Source organism: Blautia luti, assembly GCF_013304735.1.
Classification (GTDB): Bacteria; Bacillota; Clostridia; order Lachnospirales; family Lachnospiraceae; genus Blautia_A.
Window position 1 is genome coordinate 37577 of record NZ_JAAITI010000014.1, and the last position, 18772, is coordinate 56348.

Consider the following 18772-nt stretch of genomic DNA (forward strand, 5'->3'; position numbering starts at 1 on the left):
GAACGACTGAGAATGGCTCCGGGAATCTGCGTGGAAAATCTGCAGATTCCCGGAGCTTTTTTCAGGGCAGAAGAACAGCTCCGGACACGATTTGTTAATTAATTGTTCATTGTTTTTATAACTGGAAAGTGGTAGAATATATACCATATGTGATCTGGATATCAACAGAGAACTGGAATGGTTATTGTGATTGGAACGAACAGTGTCCTGGAATGATCCTGAATCGGATAGATGAGAGACTTAAACGTCCTATTTCGAATAAAATGATTGGAGCAGAAACATGAATGTTTTTTCAAAAGTATTTGGAACCCGCAGCCAGCGTGAGGTAAAACGTATTATGCCGCTGGTTGAGAAAACCGAGAGCTATCAGTCCCAGATGCAGCAACTCACCGACGAGCAGTTACGGGACAAGACCAGAGAATATAAGAAACGTCTTGCAGAAGGTGCAACACTGGATGATCTTCTTCCGGAGGCATTTGCCACTGTACGTGAGGCAGCCAAGCGTGTACTTGGAATGGAGCATTACCGTGTGCAGATCATCGGTGGTATCATCCTTCACCAGGGCCGTATCGCCGAGATGAAAACAGGTGAAGGTAAAACTCTTGTTTCCACACTTCCTGCATACCTGAATGCCCTTGAGGGAAAAGGTGTCCACATCGTAACGGTCAACGATTACCTGGCTAAACGAGATGCCGAGTGGATGGGTAAAGTCCATGAGTTCCTTGGCCTGACTGTAGGTGTGGTACTCAACGACATGAAACCGGAAGAACGCCGTGCGGCATACGGATGTGATATCACATACGTTACCAACAACGAACTTGGATTTGATTACCTTCGTGACAACATGGTTATCTATAAAGAACAGCTTGTTCAGAGAGATCTTCATTACTGTATCATCGATGAGATCGACTCCGTCCTGATCGATGAGGCACGTACACCTCTGATCATTTCCGGACAGAGCGGCAAGTCCACCAAGCTTTATGAGGTGTGCGATATCCTTGCACAGCAGCTGGAGCGTGGTGAGGCCAGCCATGAGATGACCAAGATGGCAGCCATCATGGGCGAGGAAGTTATCGAGACCGGTGACTTCGTTGTAAATGAGAAAGATAAGATCGTCAACCTTACCGAGCAGGGTATCAAGAAGGTTGAGAAATTCTTTAATATCGAGAACCTGGCAGATCCGGAGAATCTGGAGATCCAGCACAACATTATCCTTGCGCTTCGTGCACATAACCTGATGCATAAAGATCAGGATTACGTTGTAAAAGATGACGAGATCCTGATCGTCGATGAATTTACCGGACGTATCATGCCGGGCCGTCGTTATTCCGATGGTCTTCATCAGGCGATCGAGGCGAAAGAGCATGTTAAGGTTAAAAGAGAGAGTAAGACTCTTGCAACCATCACCTTCCAGAACTTCTTCAACAAATATGACAAAAAAGGCGGTATGACCGGTACGGCCCTTACCGAGGAAAAAGAGTTTCGTGATATCTACGGCATGGACGTTGTAGAGATTCCGACCAACCGTGTGGTACAGCGTAAAGATCTTGATGATGCCGTTTACATGACAAAGAAAGAGAAATTCAATGCCGTTGTAGAGGCAGTTAAGGAAGCTCACGCAAAACATCAGCCAGTACTGGTTGGTACGATTACCATCGAAACTTCCGAACTTCTCAGCAGAATGCTGAAGAGAGAGGGAATCCCGCATAATGTACTGAATGCCAAGTTCCATGAGCTTGAGGCTGAGATCGTAGCACAGGCAGGACAGGCAGATGCCGTTACCATCGCAACCAACATGGCAGGCCGTGGTACCGATATCAAACTTGACGATGTGGCAAGAGAGGCCGGCGGTCTGAAGATTATCGGTACTGAGCGTCATGAGTCAAGACGTATTGATAACCAGCTCCGTGGACGTTCCGGACGACAGGGAGATCCGGGTGAATCCCGTTTCTACATTTCCCTTGAGGATGACCTGATGCGTCTGTTCGGTTCCGAGAGACTGATGAAAGTGTTCACATCTCTTGGTGTTGAGGAGAATGAGCAGATTGAGCATAAGATGCTTTCCAATGCCATCGAGAAAGCGCAGGAGAAGATCGAGTTCAACAACTTCGGAATCCGTAAAAATCTTCTCGACTATGACCAGGTTAACAATGAGCAGAGAGAGATCATCTACGAGGAGCGTCGTCAGGTACTTGACGGTGAGAACATGCGTGATGCCATCTACAAGATGATCACAGATATCGTAGACAGCATGACAGATATGTGCTTCTCTGATGATATGGATTCTTCGGAGTGGGATCTTGATGAGTTCAATACCGCGATCACTCCGATTATCCCAATCCACCCTCTGACTGCAGAGAAGGTAAAAGGTCATAAGAAAGATGAGATCAAGCATATCGTGAAGGAAGAGGCTGTGAAGCTTTATGAAGCGAAAGAGGCTGAGTTCCCGGAACCGGAGCAGCTTCGTGAGCTTGAGCGAGTAGTTCTTCTGAAATGTATCGACAGCAAGTGGATGGATCACATCGACGACATGGAGATGCTCCGTCAGGGTATCGGCCTGATGGCATACGGCCAGAGAGATCCGGTTGTTGAGTACAAGATGAACGCATTTGAGATGTTCAACAACATGATCACTTCCATTCAGGAAGATACCGTACGTATGCTGTATCATGTTCATGTAGAGCAGAAGATCGAGCGTGAGCAGGTTGCAAAAGTAACCGGCACAAACAAGGATGACAGCGCCGGTCCGAAGAAACCGGTTCAGCGAAAAGAAGATAAAGTATATCCAAACGATCCGTGCCCATGCGGAAGCGGCAAGAAATACAAACAGTGCTGCGGACGTAAGGCGGCTAAGATCTGAGAATGAAGATAAAAATAGTCTCACCTGATGATATGGTGGGGCTATTTTTGTATAAGAGCAGAGAAAGGATATGAGAATATGGCCATTATAAAAACAGCAATTCTTCAGACACACGTATATGAGGAAAAATCCCGTAACATCACCCAGGCAGCAGAAATTCTTGCCCGCCCGGAACTTCAGGGAATCGACCTGGCAGTCCTGCCCGAAATGTTCTGCTGTCCCTACGAGAATAAATACTTTCCGGAGTATGCGGAAGCCGAAGGTGGGGACACCTGGGAAAAATGTTCCAGGCTGGCAGCAGAACGTGGAATTTATCTTGTAGCCGGAAGCATGCCGGAGAGAGATGCAGCCGGTCATATTTACAACACATCCTATGTTTTTGACAGAAACGGGCATCAGATCGGGAAACACCGGAAAATGCATCTTTTTGACATTGATGTAAAAGGTGGCCAGTATTTTAAAGAATCGGATACCCTGACACCGGGAGACCAGGTGACAGTTTTTGACACAGAATTTGGAAAGATTGGCCTTTGCATCTGCTACGATTTCCGGTTCCCGGAACTTGCCAGGCTGATGGTGGACCAGGGCGCAGAGGTGATCATTGTGCCGGCTGCTTTTAACATGACAACAGGGCCTCTCCACTGGGAGCTGATGTTCCGTCAGAGAGCTGTGGACAACCAGGTATACACCATTGGAGCTGCACCTGCCAGAGATCTGAACGCCGGATACCATTCCTGGGGCCATTCCATTGCCGTAGATCCCTGGGGAAAAGTCCTCATGGAAATGGAAGAAAAGCCGGACGTGAAGGTTGTGAAACTGGATCTGGATGAGGTAAAAAAAGTCCGGGAACAGCTGCCACTTCTGAAGCACCGGAGAGGGGATATCTATGAACTGTCGCAGATAAAATAGAAACGCCCGGACCACGTTTTCGTTGTAATTTCCATGGTCATATGGTATTGTATAAGACAGGCAGGAATTCCTGCATCAATATATAGAAAGAAGGTGAAGCTGTGGTTGAGTTAGATCAGTTCAAGAGTATTCTTGCAACATACACAGAGCCATTAGTGGAAGTGAGGGATTCACTTTGACCTCGCTAACAAAGAGCAGAAGGTCGAAGAATTAGAGCGCGAGATGGAAGCGCCTGATTTCTGGGATAATGCAGAAGTATCTCAGATGAAAATGAAACAGTTAAAGAGTCTCAAGGATGATATTGAGACATACCATAATCTGGAAACACAGATGGAAGATATGGAAACCATGATCGAGATGGGATATGAGGAGAATGATCCTGAGATCATCCCTGAGATCCAGGAAATGCTGGACGAGTTCCAGGCAAGCTTTGACAGCATCCGTGTGAAGACACTTCTTTCCGGAGAGTACGACAGCGAGAATGCCATCATCAAGCTGAACGCAGGAGCCGGCGGAACAGAAGCCTGCGACTGGTGCGGAATGCTTTACCGTATGTACAGCAGATGGGCAGAGAAAAAAGGCTTTGCACTGGAAGTACTGGACTACCTTGATGGTGATGAGGCCGGTGTGAAATCCGTAACCTTCCAGGTGAACGGAGAGAACGCCTACGGTTATCTGAAATCTGAAAAAGGTGTTCACCGTCTTGTACGTATTTCTCCGTTTAATGCGGCAGGAAAGAGACAGACATCTTTTGTATCCTGCGATGTCATGCCGGATATCAAGAAAGACCTGGATGTAGAGATCAACGACGATGATATCCGTATTGATACCTACCGAAGCAGTGGTGCCGGTGGACAGCATATCAACAAGACATCCTCTGCGATCCGTATCACCCATTTCCCTACAGGAATCGTGGTACAGTGCCAGAATGAACGTTCTCAGCACATGAACAAGGATAAGGCCATGCAGATGCTGAAGGCCAAACTGTATCTTCTGAAACAGCAGGAGGCTGAGGAGAAACTTTCCGGCATTCGAGGCGAAGTGACAGATATCGGCTGGGGAAACCAGATCCGTTCCTATGTCCTGCAGCCATACACCATGGTAAAAGACCATAGAACCAATGAAGAAACCGGTAATGTTGACGCAGTTCTGGACGGTGGCATTGACCTCTTTATCAATGCATACCTGAAATGGATCGCGCTGGCGAAAAAGAAAGAATAACATTACTGTCACGGAACCCCATAAAGACAGAGAAAAGGACTCCGCAGGCAAAAAAGCGCTTGTGGAGTTTCTTTTATTATGATAATATATCTTTTGTACAAAAACAGTTGTCTTTATGAAACGGACAGAGAGGTTGCTATGCAGAAACAGGTTGAGAAGAAAAAATACTATGTAGTAAGAGAAAGGGCAGTGCCGGAAGTACTTCTTAAGGTTGTTGAGGCCAAGAGGCTGCTGGAATCTAACCGTGTGGCTACTGTTCAGGAAGCTGCTGAAAAGACCGGGATCAGCCGCAGCTCTTTTTACAAATATAAGGACGATATTTTTCCTTTCCACGAGGAGACCAGGGGAAAGACCATCACCTTTATCATTCAGATGGACGACGAGCCGGGACTTTTATCAATGGTGCTGCAGACGATTGCCCGTTTTCACGGTAATATCCTGACCATACATCAGAGTATTCCCATTAACGGAGTCGCAACACTGACGCTGAGCGTTGACATCCTTCCTGGAGAAGGCGACGCAGAGGCCATGGTGGAGGATATTGAACAGAGAGACGGTATACACTATTTGAAAATTTTAGGCAGGGAGTAAGCATATGATAAACATAGCAGTATTAGGCTACGGTACAGTAGGAAGCGGAGTTGTTGAAGTAATCAACACAAACCATGAGAGCATTAACAAAAGAGCCGGAGATGAGATCAACATTAAATACGTTCTCGATCTAAGAGATTTCCCGGGAGATCCGGTTGAGAAAGTTCTGGTTCATGATTATGAAGTGATCGTAAACGATCCGGAAGTAGATATTGTCGTTGAGGTTATGGGCGGAATTGAGCCTGCTTATACCTTTGTAAAAAGAGCACTTCTGGCAGGAAAGAGCGTAAGCACATCCAACAAGGCCCTGGTAGCCAAACATGGTTCCGAGCTTATGGAGATTGCCCAGGAAAAAAATATCAATTTCCTTTTTGAGGCAAGCTGTGGCGGCGGTATCCCGATTATCCGTGCGCTGAATTCTTCACTGACAGCAGATGAGATCGATGAGATCACAGGAATCCTCAACGGAACAACCAACTACATGCTTTACAAGATGAGCACAGAGAACTGTGATTTTGACACTGTTCTGAAAGAGGCTCAGGCGAAGGGTTACGCAGAGGCAGATCCCACTGCAGATGTAGAGGGTGCTGACGCATGCCGTAAGATCGCCATCCTTTCTTCACTTGCATACGGAAAATTCCTGAATTACGAGGATATTTATACAGAAGGAATCACAAAGATTACACCGGCAGATATGGAATATGCAAAAGAGCTTGGCATGACTATCAAGCTTCTTGCCACAAGCCGCAGAATCGGAGATTCTTTTTATGCAATGGTAGCGCCGTTCCTGGTAGGACAGGAGAGCCCGCTTTACAGCGTAAATGATGTATTTAACGCAGTATTTGTACACGGAAATGTTCTTGGAGACGCCATGTTCTATGGAAGCGGAGCAGGTAAACTTCCGACTGCCAGTGCAGTAGTGGCTGACGTTGTAGATGAGGCAAAACATCTCCACAGAAATATCATGACAAACTGGAGCAGCTATGCTCTTGAACTCATGGATATGGATGAAGTAGAGGGACGCTTCTTTGTACGTGTGTCTGATACGACTATGGACGAAGTAGAAAAAGCTTTCGGTGATGTACAGACTATCGAGCCGGATGACCTTCCGGACGAATTCGGATTTATCACACCGGTGATGAAGCAGGCTGAATATAAAGAGAAGATCAGTAAGCTTACCGGAAAAGTACTGGCAATGATCCGTGTAAAGGATTGATGCCTGAGGAGAAATAAGAACATGTTAATCGTAAAAAAATTCGGCGGTACTTCTGTGGCAAACAAAGAGCGTATCTTTAATGTTGCCAGAAGATGTATCGAAGATTACAAAAAAGGAAACGACGTGGTGGTCGTGCTTTCCGCAATGGGTAAATATACCGATGAGCTGATCACCATGGCGAAAGATATCAACGACAAACCTCCGAAACGAGAGATGGATATGCTTTTTACCATCGGAGAACAGATGTCAGTGGCACTGATGTCCATGGCTATGGACAGCCTGGGAGTACCGGCTGTTTCCCTGAATGCGTTTCAGGTAGCTATGCACACAACAAGTGCACATGGAAGCGCACGTCTGAAAAAGATCGATGCCGCACGTATCCGCAGAGAACTGGATAACCGCAGGATCGTTGTGGTTACAGGATTCCAGGGAATTGATAAGTATAATGACTATACCACACTTGGCCGTGGCGGTTCGGATACCACAGCCGTAGCTCTTGCAGCAGCACTTCATGCAGATGCCTGCGAGATCTACACCGATGTGGATGGTGTTTACACTGCTGATCCGCGTAAGGTTCCGAAAGCCCGCAAGCTTAAGGAGATCACTTACGACGAGATGCTGGATCTGGCAACTCTGGGTGCGGGAGTGCTTCATAACCGTTCTGTGGAGATGGCAAAAAAATACGGCGTACCGCTGGTGGTACGTTCCAGTCTCAACAACAGCGAAGGAACTGTGGTAAAGGAGGAAGTAACAGTGGAGAGAATGCTGATCAGCGGTGTTGCTCTGGATACAGATGCAGTACGTATTGCTGTGATCGGACTTAAAGATTCACCAGGAGTAGCGTTCAAGCTTTTTGATACCCTGGCCAAGAAAAACATCAATGTGGACATGATCCTTCAGTCTATCGGCCGTGCCGGAACCAAGGACATTTCCTTTACCGTTGATAAAAATGATCTGGACGATGCAATGGGTGTTCTGGAATCCAACCAGGCACGCATCGGCTATGATGAGCTTCATGCGGAGAAAAATATTGCCAAGCTTTCCATCGTGGGAGCCGGTATGATGAGTAACCCGGGTGTTGCCGCAAAAATGTTCGAGAGCCTTTATAACGAGGGCGTAAACATCAACATGATCGCAACATCTGAGATCCGTGTGACAGTTCTCATTAATGAGAAAGATGGCGTACGTGCCATGAATGCGGTACATGATGCGTTTAATCTTGCAGATTAAACAAAATAAGAAATGAATGACAGGGCGGAGGCTTGGTATAAGTCTCCGCCTTCTATAACGGAGCGATGTTAATCGTTCATAAGGAGAGAATTTTTATGAGAAAAAATCTGAAGGGCTGTAAGAAGCTTGCACGGGAAACACTGGCCGGTAATTTTACGGTCCCTGTGATCGGAAGCATTGCGGTTGCGGCGATGAGCGTGATCTCAAGCTACATTTCCACAGCGCTTTTTCCGGGAGATTCCCTGTATGCAATCATCGGAGGAGAAGTATTCAGTTTTATCCTTTCTCTGGTGATCTGCGTCTTTTCCGCAGGACTCTACCGGATTTACCTGAATATTTCCAGAAGAGAAGCTTATTCTTTCGGAGATCTTCTGTACTTTTTCAGCCACCAGCCGGACCATGTAATCGTGGCATCCTTTGTGCTGGCACTGATCAATCTGGTGACGTCCCTTCCACTGGCGTGGTTTTCCTTTACAAGTGATATGGGAAATACCGTGGAAGAACAGATGAATTGGGCAGTGACTTACATGCTGCTCACACTTCTCGGGTTCGTGCTGAACCTGCTGGTAGCTATGCCATTTACCATGAGTTATTATATTCTGTCCGATAATCCGGACATGAAAGGAATGCAGGCACTGAAAGCCAGTGCGAAGCTTATGAAGGGGCATTACTGGGAGTATCTGAAGATGCTTTTAAGTTTTATACCGTGGATTATTTTTTCCATGTTTACACTTTATCTGGCACTGATCTGGCTGGTGCCTTATATAGAAACCTGTATGGCAGTTTTCTATCGGAATATTTCAGGGGAGTTTGATGAGCCTCCGATGGAGCCATATCCACCGGTGACACCGATTCCTCAGTTTCATGATGAGACTGAGGCCTGAGGCCTCCCGGCGGGGGCGCCTGAATGCGGCAGGCATTTTCTTTCCCGGAGGGGGGACTTGAGGCGTAGGCGTTTTTCCCTTCCGGGGTGGACCATTTTGGCATGGGGCAATTTACGAGGGGGAAAGCACTCAAAGTTGCGAAGCCCGCTTTTCCCCCTCGAGCTCCCCCTTTCCGGGCACGCAATTGTTGCAGGTTGTGGGAATGTGTAAAGGTATTAGCGGGGCGATGGATTCTACGGTGTCGGCTGCGGAAAGTTGAGCCGATTTATGCTACGTAAATTTATTGGCGAAACCTTTTTATTCGCTCCGTACGAAAAGCGGTCTGCGAAGCAGACCTGTTTCTGAATAACAGTGAAATAACAGCTATACAAGTTATACGCCGTAATTCAGGGAACAGGCCTGCTATGCAGGCCGCTTTCCCGTCCGCCCTGAACGAACAATCGGCTCAGCCTGACGCTGTCAGTACAGCAGAATACAGGACTGAGCCGATACATTTACACATTCCACAACGCACAACAGCGGCGTGGCCAGGAGGGGAAGAGCGCGAGAAGGGGAGACGGCCTTCGCAACTATGAGTGCTTCCCCTTCTCGCAAATTATCCACTTTCGTAAAGTGAAAATTATAATCCAAAAAAGAAAAACACACACTTCTAAAATTTACTTCATAAAGTAAAAACTATAATCCAAAAAAGAAAAACATACACACACTACAGGTTCAAAGGAAGTCGTCCCACAACATCCTTTGTCAAAATTCCTATGAGAACCCCCGCCAGGACTCCCGCAACCAGCAGCGCTGGCGCATAAACCATCAAACTCGTATTACTCACCACAATCATGGCCACCATCAATTGCCCAATATTGTGAGTAACACCCCCGGCCACACTGATTCCGATCAAACTAAAATCAGAATGTTTTTTAAGCACATCCATCACAGTCAGGCTGAGCGCAGCGCCAGCCAGACTATACAAAATACTGAAGAGATTCCCGAACATAAACCCAATCACAAGTATTCTTACAACGGACACAAGAGCCGCCTCGCGGAGTGAATACCGGTCCAGTATAAAAAGTACTGCCAGGTTTGCAAGCCCAAGCTTGATTCCAGGAATCCCTGCAAACACAGGAATCAGAGACTCTACATATCCAAAAATAATCGCCACTGCGGAAAATAATCCAAGATAAGCTGTTTTTCGTTTCATAAATAAATCCTTCCATATGCCACTGTGTCACTGGTAAACGCCAGTGTCTTCAGATGATAAGCAGTTCTCGCATTTACGTCACCGCATCGATTTTCGGTGAACTCTCCGAGTCTGAATCCTCCGCAGTATTTTCTCCTTCGATCACAACTTTATTAGGAAGACAGATGATAGAACCGCCATGTTCATCCACAGCCTTCTGTTTCATACAGTAATGATCCGGGCAGGTTGCTTCGGTCATGGTAACTTTTCCGTCTTTGATTTCGCAGACATTGGTGTCCCCGATATGGATAACCTGATCCTGGGAAAGAGAATAAGTTCCGAATTCTTTTCCGTCAACAGTAATCCGGATCGTATTGTGGGAACGTTTCCCTGCGATTTGAAAACCAAGCCAGAGAATACCGGCCAGAACCAGAATCCCGGCAATAAAAATCACTTCTTTTTTCTTCAAAATAAAAACTCCGTTTCTGTCACAGATTCAGAAAAAATCATATCATACTCCCATTCAAAAGGCAAATATAAGTTAAGGATATCTAACCAATATCTGGAAAAGTTACAGCAAAAATTAAAGATACGGAGAAAAAAGTTACCGCGTACTAACAAAAAGTATAGACAAGAAAAAAATCAGGTGATATAATACCTAGCTGTAAGTTAGCAATATCTAATTAAAGAAAAATGATTAATTAGAACTAATCTATAAATATGAGTAAAAGATATATAACTTATTCAAAAAACGGTTATGTGCAGATGATAGGAACGGACTGTGAATATCTGACTGACTAAATACAGGGGAGAAAAGAGATGAAAAACCAGAATTTTTATATGAGAGTGATTTCTTTACTGCTGGTAGTTCTGGCTGTGCTTTTTTATAACAGCAGTATGAAAGCCCAGGCAAACGAAAAAGAAATTTCGGCTCTGACAGATAAGGTAGACACGCTTCAGGAGCAGCAGAATGAACTTCTCAGTGCACTGGAGACAAGCTATGCAAACCGTATGCAGAATCAGGCAGCATCCACAGGAACTGACAGCAGTAATGCAGATTCAACAGACGGTGACAAGGCAGCAGACACTTCGGACGGCAAGACATCCGATGCAAACGCGGAGGACACAGCAGCGCCAGATTCCGATAACGTATATAAAGATGGAACTTACACAGGAGAGGCCGATGGATACGGTGGAACCATTCAGGTGGAAGTGACACTTGCCAGTGATGAAATTACATCCATTAATGTAGTCAGCGCACCAGGTGAGGACAGCGCATATCTTTCACAGGCAGAGAGTGTAATCGATTCCATTTTAAGCGCCCAGAGTACAGATGTGGATACTGTATCAGGAGCAACATTCAGTTCTACCGGAATCCTGAATGCAGTGGATGAAGCACTTGGAAAGGCGGAAAACTCATGAAAAAAAGACAGCGGGAAGTAAGGCTGATACGCGCAGGGATACAGCTGGCATTTTTTATTGCTGCTCCGTCTCTGTTTTCCACAGCTTTTGCGGGAATCAAATCCATTTTTCTCGCCATTGCAGCCGGTCAACCGGTAGAGTGGAATTCCTTTCTGACTGTAACAGCAGTGCTTCTGATCTTTACCTGCTTTTTCGGAAGACATTTCTGCGGATATGCATGTGCTTTCGGATCTTTCGGAGATGCCGTATATGAAGGTTTTTCCTGGATCTGGACGAAATGTTTTCACAAAAAAAAGAAACTAGCTCTTTCTGAAAAAATGGTTCACAGACTTCAGAAAGTCAAATATATCGTACTGGCCCTGATTTTACTTTCCTGCCTCACAGGAGTATACGGAAAGCTTACAGGAACCAGCCCGTGGGATGTTTTTTCCATGATCACTGCAGGACGTCTCCCGAACAGCAAATATCTGGTGGGAATTGTGATTCTGGTTCTGATCATGGCGGGAATGTGTACACAGGAACGTTTTTTCTGCCAGTTTCTCTGCCCTATGGGAGCGGTTTTTGCATTGATGCCGATCCTTCCGGGAGCACTGTTTCAGAGAAACCGTGAGAAATGTCCGCCAAAATGCGGCCTCTGTAAAAAAAGATGTCCGGCTCATCTGGACATTGACGGGGACACAGCCAGATCCGGCGAATGTCTTTGCTGCCATGCATGTGCGGCAACCTGCCCGAGAAAAAATATTCACATTGGAACAACTGAGGAAAATAATTGATGGGATATCATGCTTTGAAAAAGAAAGCTTTTCTTACAACGGCTGCAGTTACAGGAATCACAATGCTATTTCCAGCGCTGTGCATGGCTGCTTCGGAAAAGGATATACAGACATATACGGATACAGATTTTGCCATGGATACTGTGGTATCAGAAACACTTTATACCACAGGCGACGATATAAACAGTAAACTGACATCTGTACTGACAGATGTGGAGACAAACCTTCTTTCCTGGACCAATGAGAAGTCCCAGATCTACAAGGTGAACGCGGACAGCGGAAAAGATACGGAGATTTCCGAGGAACTTTCCGGGTATCTGGAGCGCCTTCTGAAGATTGCGAAAGACTCGGACGGAGCTTTTGATCCGACGATCGGGAAGTTGATCCGTCTGTGGGATATCGGGGGAGAAAATCAGAGAATTCCGGGAGAAGATGAGATTCAGGAAGTTCTGAAGGACTCCGGATATCAGAAAATTTCTCTTGATGGAAACACGATCCACATGGATGAAGGATGTTCTCTGGATCTTGGTGCAGCCGGAAAAGGAATCGGCTGTGACCTGATTCTTGAAAATCTGAAAAACCAGAAAGATGTAACAGCGGCGCTTATGAACCTTGGGGGAAGCAGTGTCATGACTTATGGGAGCAAACCGGATGGTTCTTCCTGGAATGTGGCAGTGACAGATCCCCGTGCTGAAAATGATGACGATTATCTTGGTGTGGTTGCCTTAAATGGCACAGAATTTCTTTCCACATCCGGAGATTACGAGAAATATTTTATCGAAGATGGTGTAAGATATCACCACATTATGGACCCGTCCACCGGTTATCCGGCAAAAAGCGGAGTGACCGGAGTTACGGTAGTCTGTGACACAGGTCTTGAGGCAGACGCACTTTCCACAGCATGTTTCGTTTTGGGTGTGGAAAAAGGTGCCCAGCTGTTGAAAACTTACGGCGCAGACGGACTTTTTGTGGATGAAGATCATCATGTGTATCTCACGGAAGGGATGAAAGAGCGGTTCAGCCTGCTTGCGGATTCCTACAGCGTGGAGGATATCCTTGAATAAACACAGACGGTGGAGCAGTTTGTGGTATTTACGATAGTGACCCCTGGAAAGGTTTCTATAAATATTTCATATTTTTAGGAGGAATAAGTAATGCATAAGTGGAATCTACTGAAAAAAACAGCTCCCTGCATCTTAAGTCTTGCAGTGGCAGCAACAAGTTTTCCTACAGCTGTAATGGCAACAGACCTGGACAGCAGCATTGTAGCAGACGAAACCGAGCAGAGCGATGAGGAAGAGATTGCTGAGGTTTCCGATTACGAGGCAGCTGCGGGAGAGGCTGCTGATGCAGAAGAGATCGCGGCAGAGGACCAGAACGCTGATGAGATCACAGAGGAAAGTGCAGCAGAGAATACGGAGGAAGAGGCTTCCGGTGTAGACGAATTTACAGCAGCAGACGACGAGACAGAGGCATTTGCGGATTCTGATGAACTTCAGGGAGAGTATCAGTATGTATATGCAGGCCTGACCTGGGCAGAGTACTGGGTAAACGAAGGCGTATATGCAGCAGGAGATACAACTCCTTCTGAGGAAGTGGATGGTCACAATGAACTTGACAAAGGTGCTTTTGATACGGTAACAAGAGCAACTACAAACCACGGACTTCACAGAGGAAGCTTCCAGACAGAGACAACCATTGTGGCAGAAGACGGAAGCAGATATCCGATTGCGGCATGGGTAGATCAGAATACCATTAAGCTGACAGATGGAACAACTGTAGGATTTAACAGAGGAACTATCACAAAAGCAGACGGAACAACTGTAGATATGCATCACTATGAAGTTTATGGCCTGAAATATATCCCGGTTGCCGTAAAAACAGAAGATTATGATGCATTCTGCCAGAAATACAACGTAGTTACCAATGATGGCGTGCTGGAAGGCGGATATGGCGAAGTACAGCTGAGCTCCTATACAGCAACAGCAGCAGTAACAGCAGACACCAACGGTCTGAAATATGCAGTGAAAAACGGTGACAGCTTTACATTTGAGGCAAGAAAAACAGGAGCAGATTCCGGAATCAAGGATCAGGCTCAGAAAACAGCAGCAAATGTAACACCAACAGTAAAAGAAGCAAGCGGAAGTTACGGAGAATTCCTCCGTGTGGATATCACAGGAGAAGGATACGGAGACCTTGGAGCGAACATGCAGGCAGTACGCTGGGATTATTGTGGAGATGACGCTACAGGAACAAACGTGCTGAGATCTTTCGGAACCAAGTTTGCGGCAGATAACTGGATGCATAAATCCATGGGAATCCAGCTTGGACTTACCGATTCTTTAAGATGCCAGCTTCCGGAAGGAACAGACGGAACCGGATACTGGAGACTGACAGTATACGCACTTGGCTATGCAGACTACAGTTTTGTGGTACATGCTACAGACGCAAATATTGTAAAACCATCTGAAGAGCCGGCAGATACAACTGCTCTTACAAAAGAGGTTGAAACAGCAAAAGCACTTGCTGAGAACGATTATACAAAAGCGACCTGGGCAGCAATGCAGACAGAGCTTCAGGAGGCAGAAGAGCTTCTTGCAAGAGAAGATGCAACACAGGCAGAGGTTGATGAGGCACTTGAGCATCTTAAGGCAGCAGAAGCAGCTCTTGTAAAAGTGACAGTTACTCTTGACAAAACATCTGCAACCATTTACACAGGAAAAACAGTTACTCTGAAGGCAACTTCAAATGATACAGCTAAGACAGTAACATATACAACCAGCAACAAAGCAGTAGCAACAGTATCAAGCACAGGTGTTGTAAAAGGTGTGAAAGCCGGAACTGCAGTGATTACTGCAAACTGCGGAAACGCAACAGCAACCTGCAAAGTAACTGTAAAAGCTCCATATGTAAAATTCGCAAAGAAATCCGCAGTTGTTTACAAAGGAAAAACAGCTACTGTAAAAGCAACACTGGCCGGAGTATCTTCTGTAACATACAAGAGCAGCAATACCAAGATTGCAACTGTAAACAGCAAGACAGGTACCGTAAAGGGAATCAAAGCCGGAACTGTAACGATTACAGCAACAAGCGGAAAACTGAAAGCAACCTACAAGCTGACAGTTAAGAACCCGACCTTTACACTTACAAAATCCTCTGCAACAATTGCAAAAGGAAAAACAACAACCATCAAATCCAAAGCAGCACCAGCTTCCAAAGTTACATACATAAGCAGCAACAGGAAAGTTGCAACCGTAACAAGCAAAGGTGTTGTAAAAGGAATCAGAAAAGGTAAGGCAACCATCACCGTTAAATGCAACGGAATTACAAAGAAATTTGTGGTAACTGTTAAATAATACAACGGTTCATAAAAGAGTAAGAACCTCTGCCGCAGGTATACGGAAATATCTGCGGCAGAGGTCTGCTCATTTTTTGTGGCGGTTCGGAAAATGACCGGAAACGCCCGAAAGAGCATATACCTGACAGAAGCCGCATAAAAAAGAGGGGAGAAAAAATTATGGAAAAAGATTTAAAAGACAAAAAGCCAGCTGAAAATGGCACACCCAAAGTACCCTGGCCGAAGCTGATCCCTGCAGCTGCTGTAATTGCGGCACTTGTATTTTCAGGTATAAAAGCGCAGGGCTCCGATGCAAATACGGAATCTGTCCAGAAAGCAGATACAACGGTCATGTCTGCTTCTGAACTGGAAAAATATCTCGGTTATGAGGAGACTTCTGATCCAACAGACAACAACAGTACAGCAGCAGAAAAGAGCAGTACGTCAAAGAAAAGCACATCCAAGAAAAGTACGAAAAAAACAGCAGCAAAAAAAAGCTCAGGAAAAAGAACCGTATCAGAATCTGCCAGAAATAACGCCAGTGCGGCCGGACAGGGATCCACCCAGACTCCTGTAGCAGATGTTCCGGCAAACGGATATAAAGACGGAACCTACGAAGGCTCCGGAACCGGATTCGGCGGAACCATCCGCGTCCGTGTAACCATCAGCGGTGGAAAGATTGCAGCCATTGATATCCTGGACGCTTCCGGCGAAACTGCTTCCTATTTTGCGTCCGCACAGGGCGTAATCAGCAGAATGATTGCGGGAAATACACCAAATGTGGATGCAGTCAGCGGCGCAACCTATTCTTCCAACGGAATTATCCAGGCAGTTCAGAATGCGTTATCCCAGGCAGCGGCAGATGGAAGCAGCCAGCAGGTCACCCCTGCACCTGTGGCGACCTCCACACCAACGCCAACAAAAGCCCCTTCAAAGAAACCAAAGCCAACTGCAAATCCAGATCCTGACAGTCCGAAAAAATATCTGGATGGTACATACAAAGCATCCGCAAAAGGTTACAGCGGAGATGTAAAAGTGACTGTAACCATCAAGGATGGAATTATCACAGCGGTAAAACAGGAAAACTCAGATACTCCGATGTTTTTCGAAAAAGCATGGAGTGTGCTGGAAGAGCAGATTGTGGGAACGGATTATGTAGACGATATTGATACCGTCAGCGGAGCAACCTACTCTTCCAACGGAATTCTGAATGCTGTGAAAAAGGCTCTGAAGTCTGCACTTAATCCGGAATATGGTAAGAAAGTAACTCCAACTCCGACAAAGAAACCGACACCAAAGCCAACGGCAACACCAAAACCAACGGCAACGCCGAAGCCGACCGCAACGCCGGTTCCAACGGCAACACCGGAACCGACAATCGATCCGGAAGATCCAAATGTAACACCGACTCCAGATCCGGAGAATCCTGATGTAACACCGGAGCCTACCGAAGAGCCGGAACCGACCCCCGCAGGAATGTATATCGATGGAACTTATCAGGGATCAGCTTTTGGATATGGCGGAAAAACAAGACTGACCGTAACCATCTCAGGAGGTCAGATTGTTGAGATTACACAGACGAATAATGATACTCCGGAATTCTTTAATGAGGCATGGAATACCATTTATCCTCAGATCATGGCAAATCAGACTGCAGATGGTATTGATACCGTCAGTGGAGCAACACTTTCATCTGAGGGTATTCTGGGAGCAGCACAGAAAGCGCTTGCACAGGCAAAAAAATAACCGAATTAACTGCAAAGCAGTTATTCGGTTATGAGCAAGTAGCGAATGCGGATTGCGAATATCTGCTTGACTATAACCAACACTCTTGATCTAAGTCAAAGTCCCCGGGAACTTCACAAAATCCAGGAAGTTCCCGGGGTTTTTGCATCCATATATAAACGCATAATCCACTTTTTTACTCTTGTATCGACAAAAAAATAACATATAAATGCACAGAATAATATATAAAAATACAGAATATACAAAAAGAATTTTGAATTACATCAATAATTAACGCAAAATCCATTAAAAAATCCAGTCATAATTTTATTGCGTACACCAATGTTTTATGTTATGTTTGAGTAGATACAATTAAAATCGTTATTTATGTGACAAACAACGCTGAAAGGAGAACAAACATGAGCAGTAAAATTACGATCATCGGAGCAGGAAGTGTAGGAGCAACTATCGCTTATACCTTATCACAGAGGAGTATTGCATCAGAGATCGTTCTGATCGATATTAACAAAGATAAGGCTGAAGGTGAGGTTATGGATATTGAGCAGGGAACCAGTTTCCGTGAGCCGATCTCCATCGTGGCAGGAGATTACCCGGATGCTGCAGATTCTGACATTGTGATCATCACTTCCGGTATTGCCAGAAAACCGGGACAGACTCGCATCGAGCTGACACAGACCAACGTCAACATTATGAAGAGTATTACTCCGGAGATCGTAAAGGTGGCTCCCAAAGCGCTTTATATTATCGTAAGTAATCCATGTGATGTTATGACTTATGCATTTGCAAAGCTTTCCGGACTGCCGGAAAATCAGATCCTTGGTTCTGGAACCGCCCTGGATACGGCCCGTCTCCGCTGCAGACTTTCTCAGCACTACGGTGTATCTGAGAAAAACATCCACGCCTATGTATTCGGAGAGCATGGAGATACTTCCTTTGTACCGTGGTCCAGAGCCTTTGTTGCAGGTGCGACCCTTGATGAGTTTGACAAGATCGTTCATGAGGATCAGAAAGATCTGCAGCCACTTGACAGAGAAGAGGTTCTGGAGTATGTTCATACTTCAGGATCAACTGTGATCGCCAAGAAGGGTGCTACATTTTATGCGGTAGCCGTATCTGTTTGCAGACTTTGCTCGCTTCTTCTTGCAGCATCTGATACAATAGTCAGTGTATCAACCATGCTTCACGGAGAGTACGGTGTTGAAGACGTATGTCTTAGTACCATGGCTTCTATCGGACCGGAAGGTGTAAAACGTATCGTTCGTGTTCCGCTGACCGAAGAGGAGACAGAGAAGCTTCATGCAAGCGCCAATGCTCTGAAGGACGTGATCGCACAGATTGATCTTTGATAAATGTCAGAAGCTGTGTAAAGAGGGGAATGCAGCCTCAGGCAAATTTGAAACAACGGGAGA

General features: G+C 45.8%; 15 protein-coding genes. 13 read left to right on the forward strand and 2 right to left on the reverse strand.

Features of this window, described 5'->3' with window-relative positions; translation table 11 throughout:
• Positions 1–280 precede the first annotated feature (280 nt).
• The 7 genes from secA (at position 281) to G5B06_RS09370 (ending at position 8911) form a co-directional block, all read left to right on the forward strand.
• Positions 281–2860, forward strand: coding sequence for a preprotein translocase subunit SecA (gene secA / locus G5B06_RS09340; RefSeq protein WP_148445272.1), 2580 nt, complete (start codon positions 281–283; stop codon positions 2858–2860).
• 78 nt (positions 2861–2938) lie between these two features.
• Entirely contained in the window at positions 2939–3769 is an 831-nt protein-coding gene (locus G5B06_RS09345; protein ID WP_173761984.1) for a carbon-nitrogen hydrolase family protein, read from the forward strand.
• Between the two features lie 101 nt (positions 3770–3870).
• Positions 3871–4990, forward strand: a protein-coding gene (gene prfB, locus G5B06_RS09350; RefSeq protein WP_173761985.1) for a peptide chain release factor 2 whose coding sequence is annotated in 2 segments (ribosomal slippage) — positions 3871–3945 and positions 3947–4990 — 1119 coding nt in all. Because the reading frame shifts where the segments join, the coding sequence is not laid out codon by codon here.
• 138 nt (positions 4991–5128) lie between these two features.
• Positions 5129–5581, forward strand: coding sequence for an ACT domain-containing protein (locus G5B06_RS09355; RefSeq protein ID WP_118061802.1), 453 nt, complete (start codon positions 5129–5131; stop codon positions 5579–5581).
• A 4-nt stretch (positions 5582–5585) separates the two neighbouring features.
• Positions 5586–6797: a homoserine dehydrogenase gene (locus tag G5B06_RS09360; RefSeq protein ID WP_173761986.1), complete on the forward strand. Its 1212-nt coding sequence runs from the start codon at positions 5586–5588 to the stop codon at positions 6795–6797.
• Positions 6798–6818: 21 nt separating this feature from the next.
• On the forward strand, positions 6819–8027 hold the full coding sequence (locus G5B06_RS09365) for an aspartate kinase (RefSeq protein WP_148445264.1): 1209 nt from the start codon (positions 6819–6821) through the stop codon (positions 8025–8027).
• 95 nt (positions 8028–8122) lie between these two features.
• Positions 8123–8911, forward strand: a complete 789-nt coding sequence (locus G5B06_RS09370) for a DUF975 family protein (protein WP_173761987.1) — start codon at positions 8123–8125, stop codon at positions 8909–8911.
• A gap of 706 nt (positions 8912–9617) precedes the next feature.
• Here the strand turns inward: G5B06_RS09370 and G5B06_RS09375 are convergent.
• Positions 9618–10106 (reverse strand): Gx transporter family protein, encoded by a 489-nt coding sequence (locus tag G5B06_RS09375; RefSeq protein WP_148445260.1) that lies wholly within the window; start codon positions 10104–10106, stop codon positions 9618–9620.
• 73 nt (positions 10107–10179) lie between these two features.
• Positions 10180–10554, reverse strand: a complete 375-nt coding sequence (locus G5B06_RS09380) for a NusG domain II-containing protein (RefSeq protein WP_148445258.1) — start codon at positions 10552–10554, stop codon at positions 10180–10182.
• Positions 10555–10904: 350 nt separating this feature from the next.
• On the opposite strand from G5B06_RS09380, the gene G5B06_RS09385 reads away from it, so the two are divergent.
• The 6 genes from G5B06_RS09385 (at position 10905) to G5B06_RS09410 (ending at position 18709) form a co-directional block, all read left to right on the forward strand.
• Positions 10905–11507, forward strand: coding sequence for an FMN-binding protein (locus G5B06_RS09385; protein ID WP_148445256.1), 603 nt, complete (start codon positions 10905–10907; stop codon positions 11505–11507).
• Positions 11504–12280: a 4Fe-4S binding protein gene (locus G5B06_RS09390; RefSeq protein ID WP_148445254.1), complete on the forward strand. Its 777-nt coding sequence runs from the start codon at positions 11504–11506 to the stop codon at positions 12278–12280. The genes G5B06_RS09385 and G5B06_RS09390 overlap by 4 nt, the downstream gene beginning before the upstream one ends.
• Positions 12280–13344, forward strand: coding sequence for an FAD:protein FMN transferase (locus G5B06_RS09395; RefSeq protein ID WP_173761990.1), 1065 nt, complete (start codon positions 12280–12282; stop codon positions 13342–13344). Before G5B06_RS09390 ends, G5B06_RS09395 begins: the two co-directional genes overlap by 1 nt.
• Before the next feature lie 90 nt (positions 13345–13434).
• Positions 13435–15636: a penicillin-binding Tp47 domain C-containing protein gene (locus G5B06_RS09400; RefSeq protein ID WP_173761991.1), complete on the forward strand. Its 2202-nt coding sequence runs from the start codon at positions 13435–13437 to the stop codon at positions 15634–15636.
• 161 nt (positions 15637–15797) lie between these two features.
• Positions 15798–17363 carry an FMN-binding protein gene (locus G5B06_RS09405; RefSeq protein ID WP_173761992.1) on the forward strand — a complete coding sequence of 522 codons (1566 nt, stop codon included), beginning with the start codon at positions 15798–15800 and terminating at the stop codon, positions 17361–17363.
• A 398-nt stretch (positions 17364–17761) separates the two neighbouring features.
• Complete coding sequence (locus G5B06_RS09410; protein ID WP_173761993.1) at positions 17762–18709, forward strand: L-lactate dehydrogenase; 948 nt, start codon at positions 17762–17764, stop codon at positions 18707–18709.
• The last annotated feature ends 63 nt before the right edge of the window (positions 18710–18772 follow it).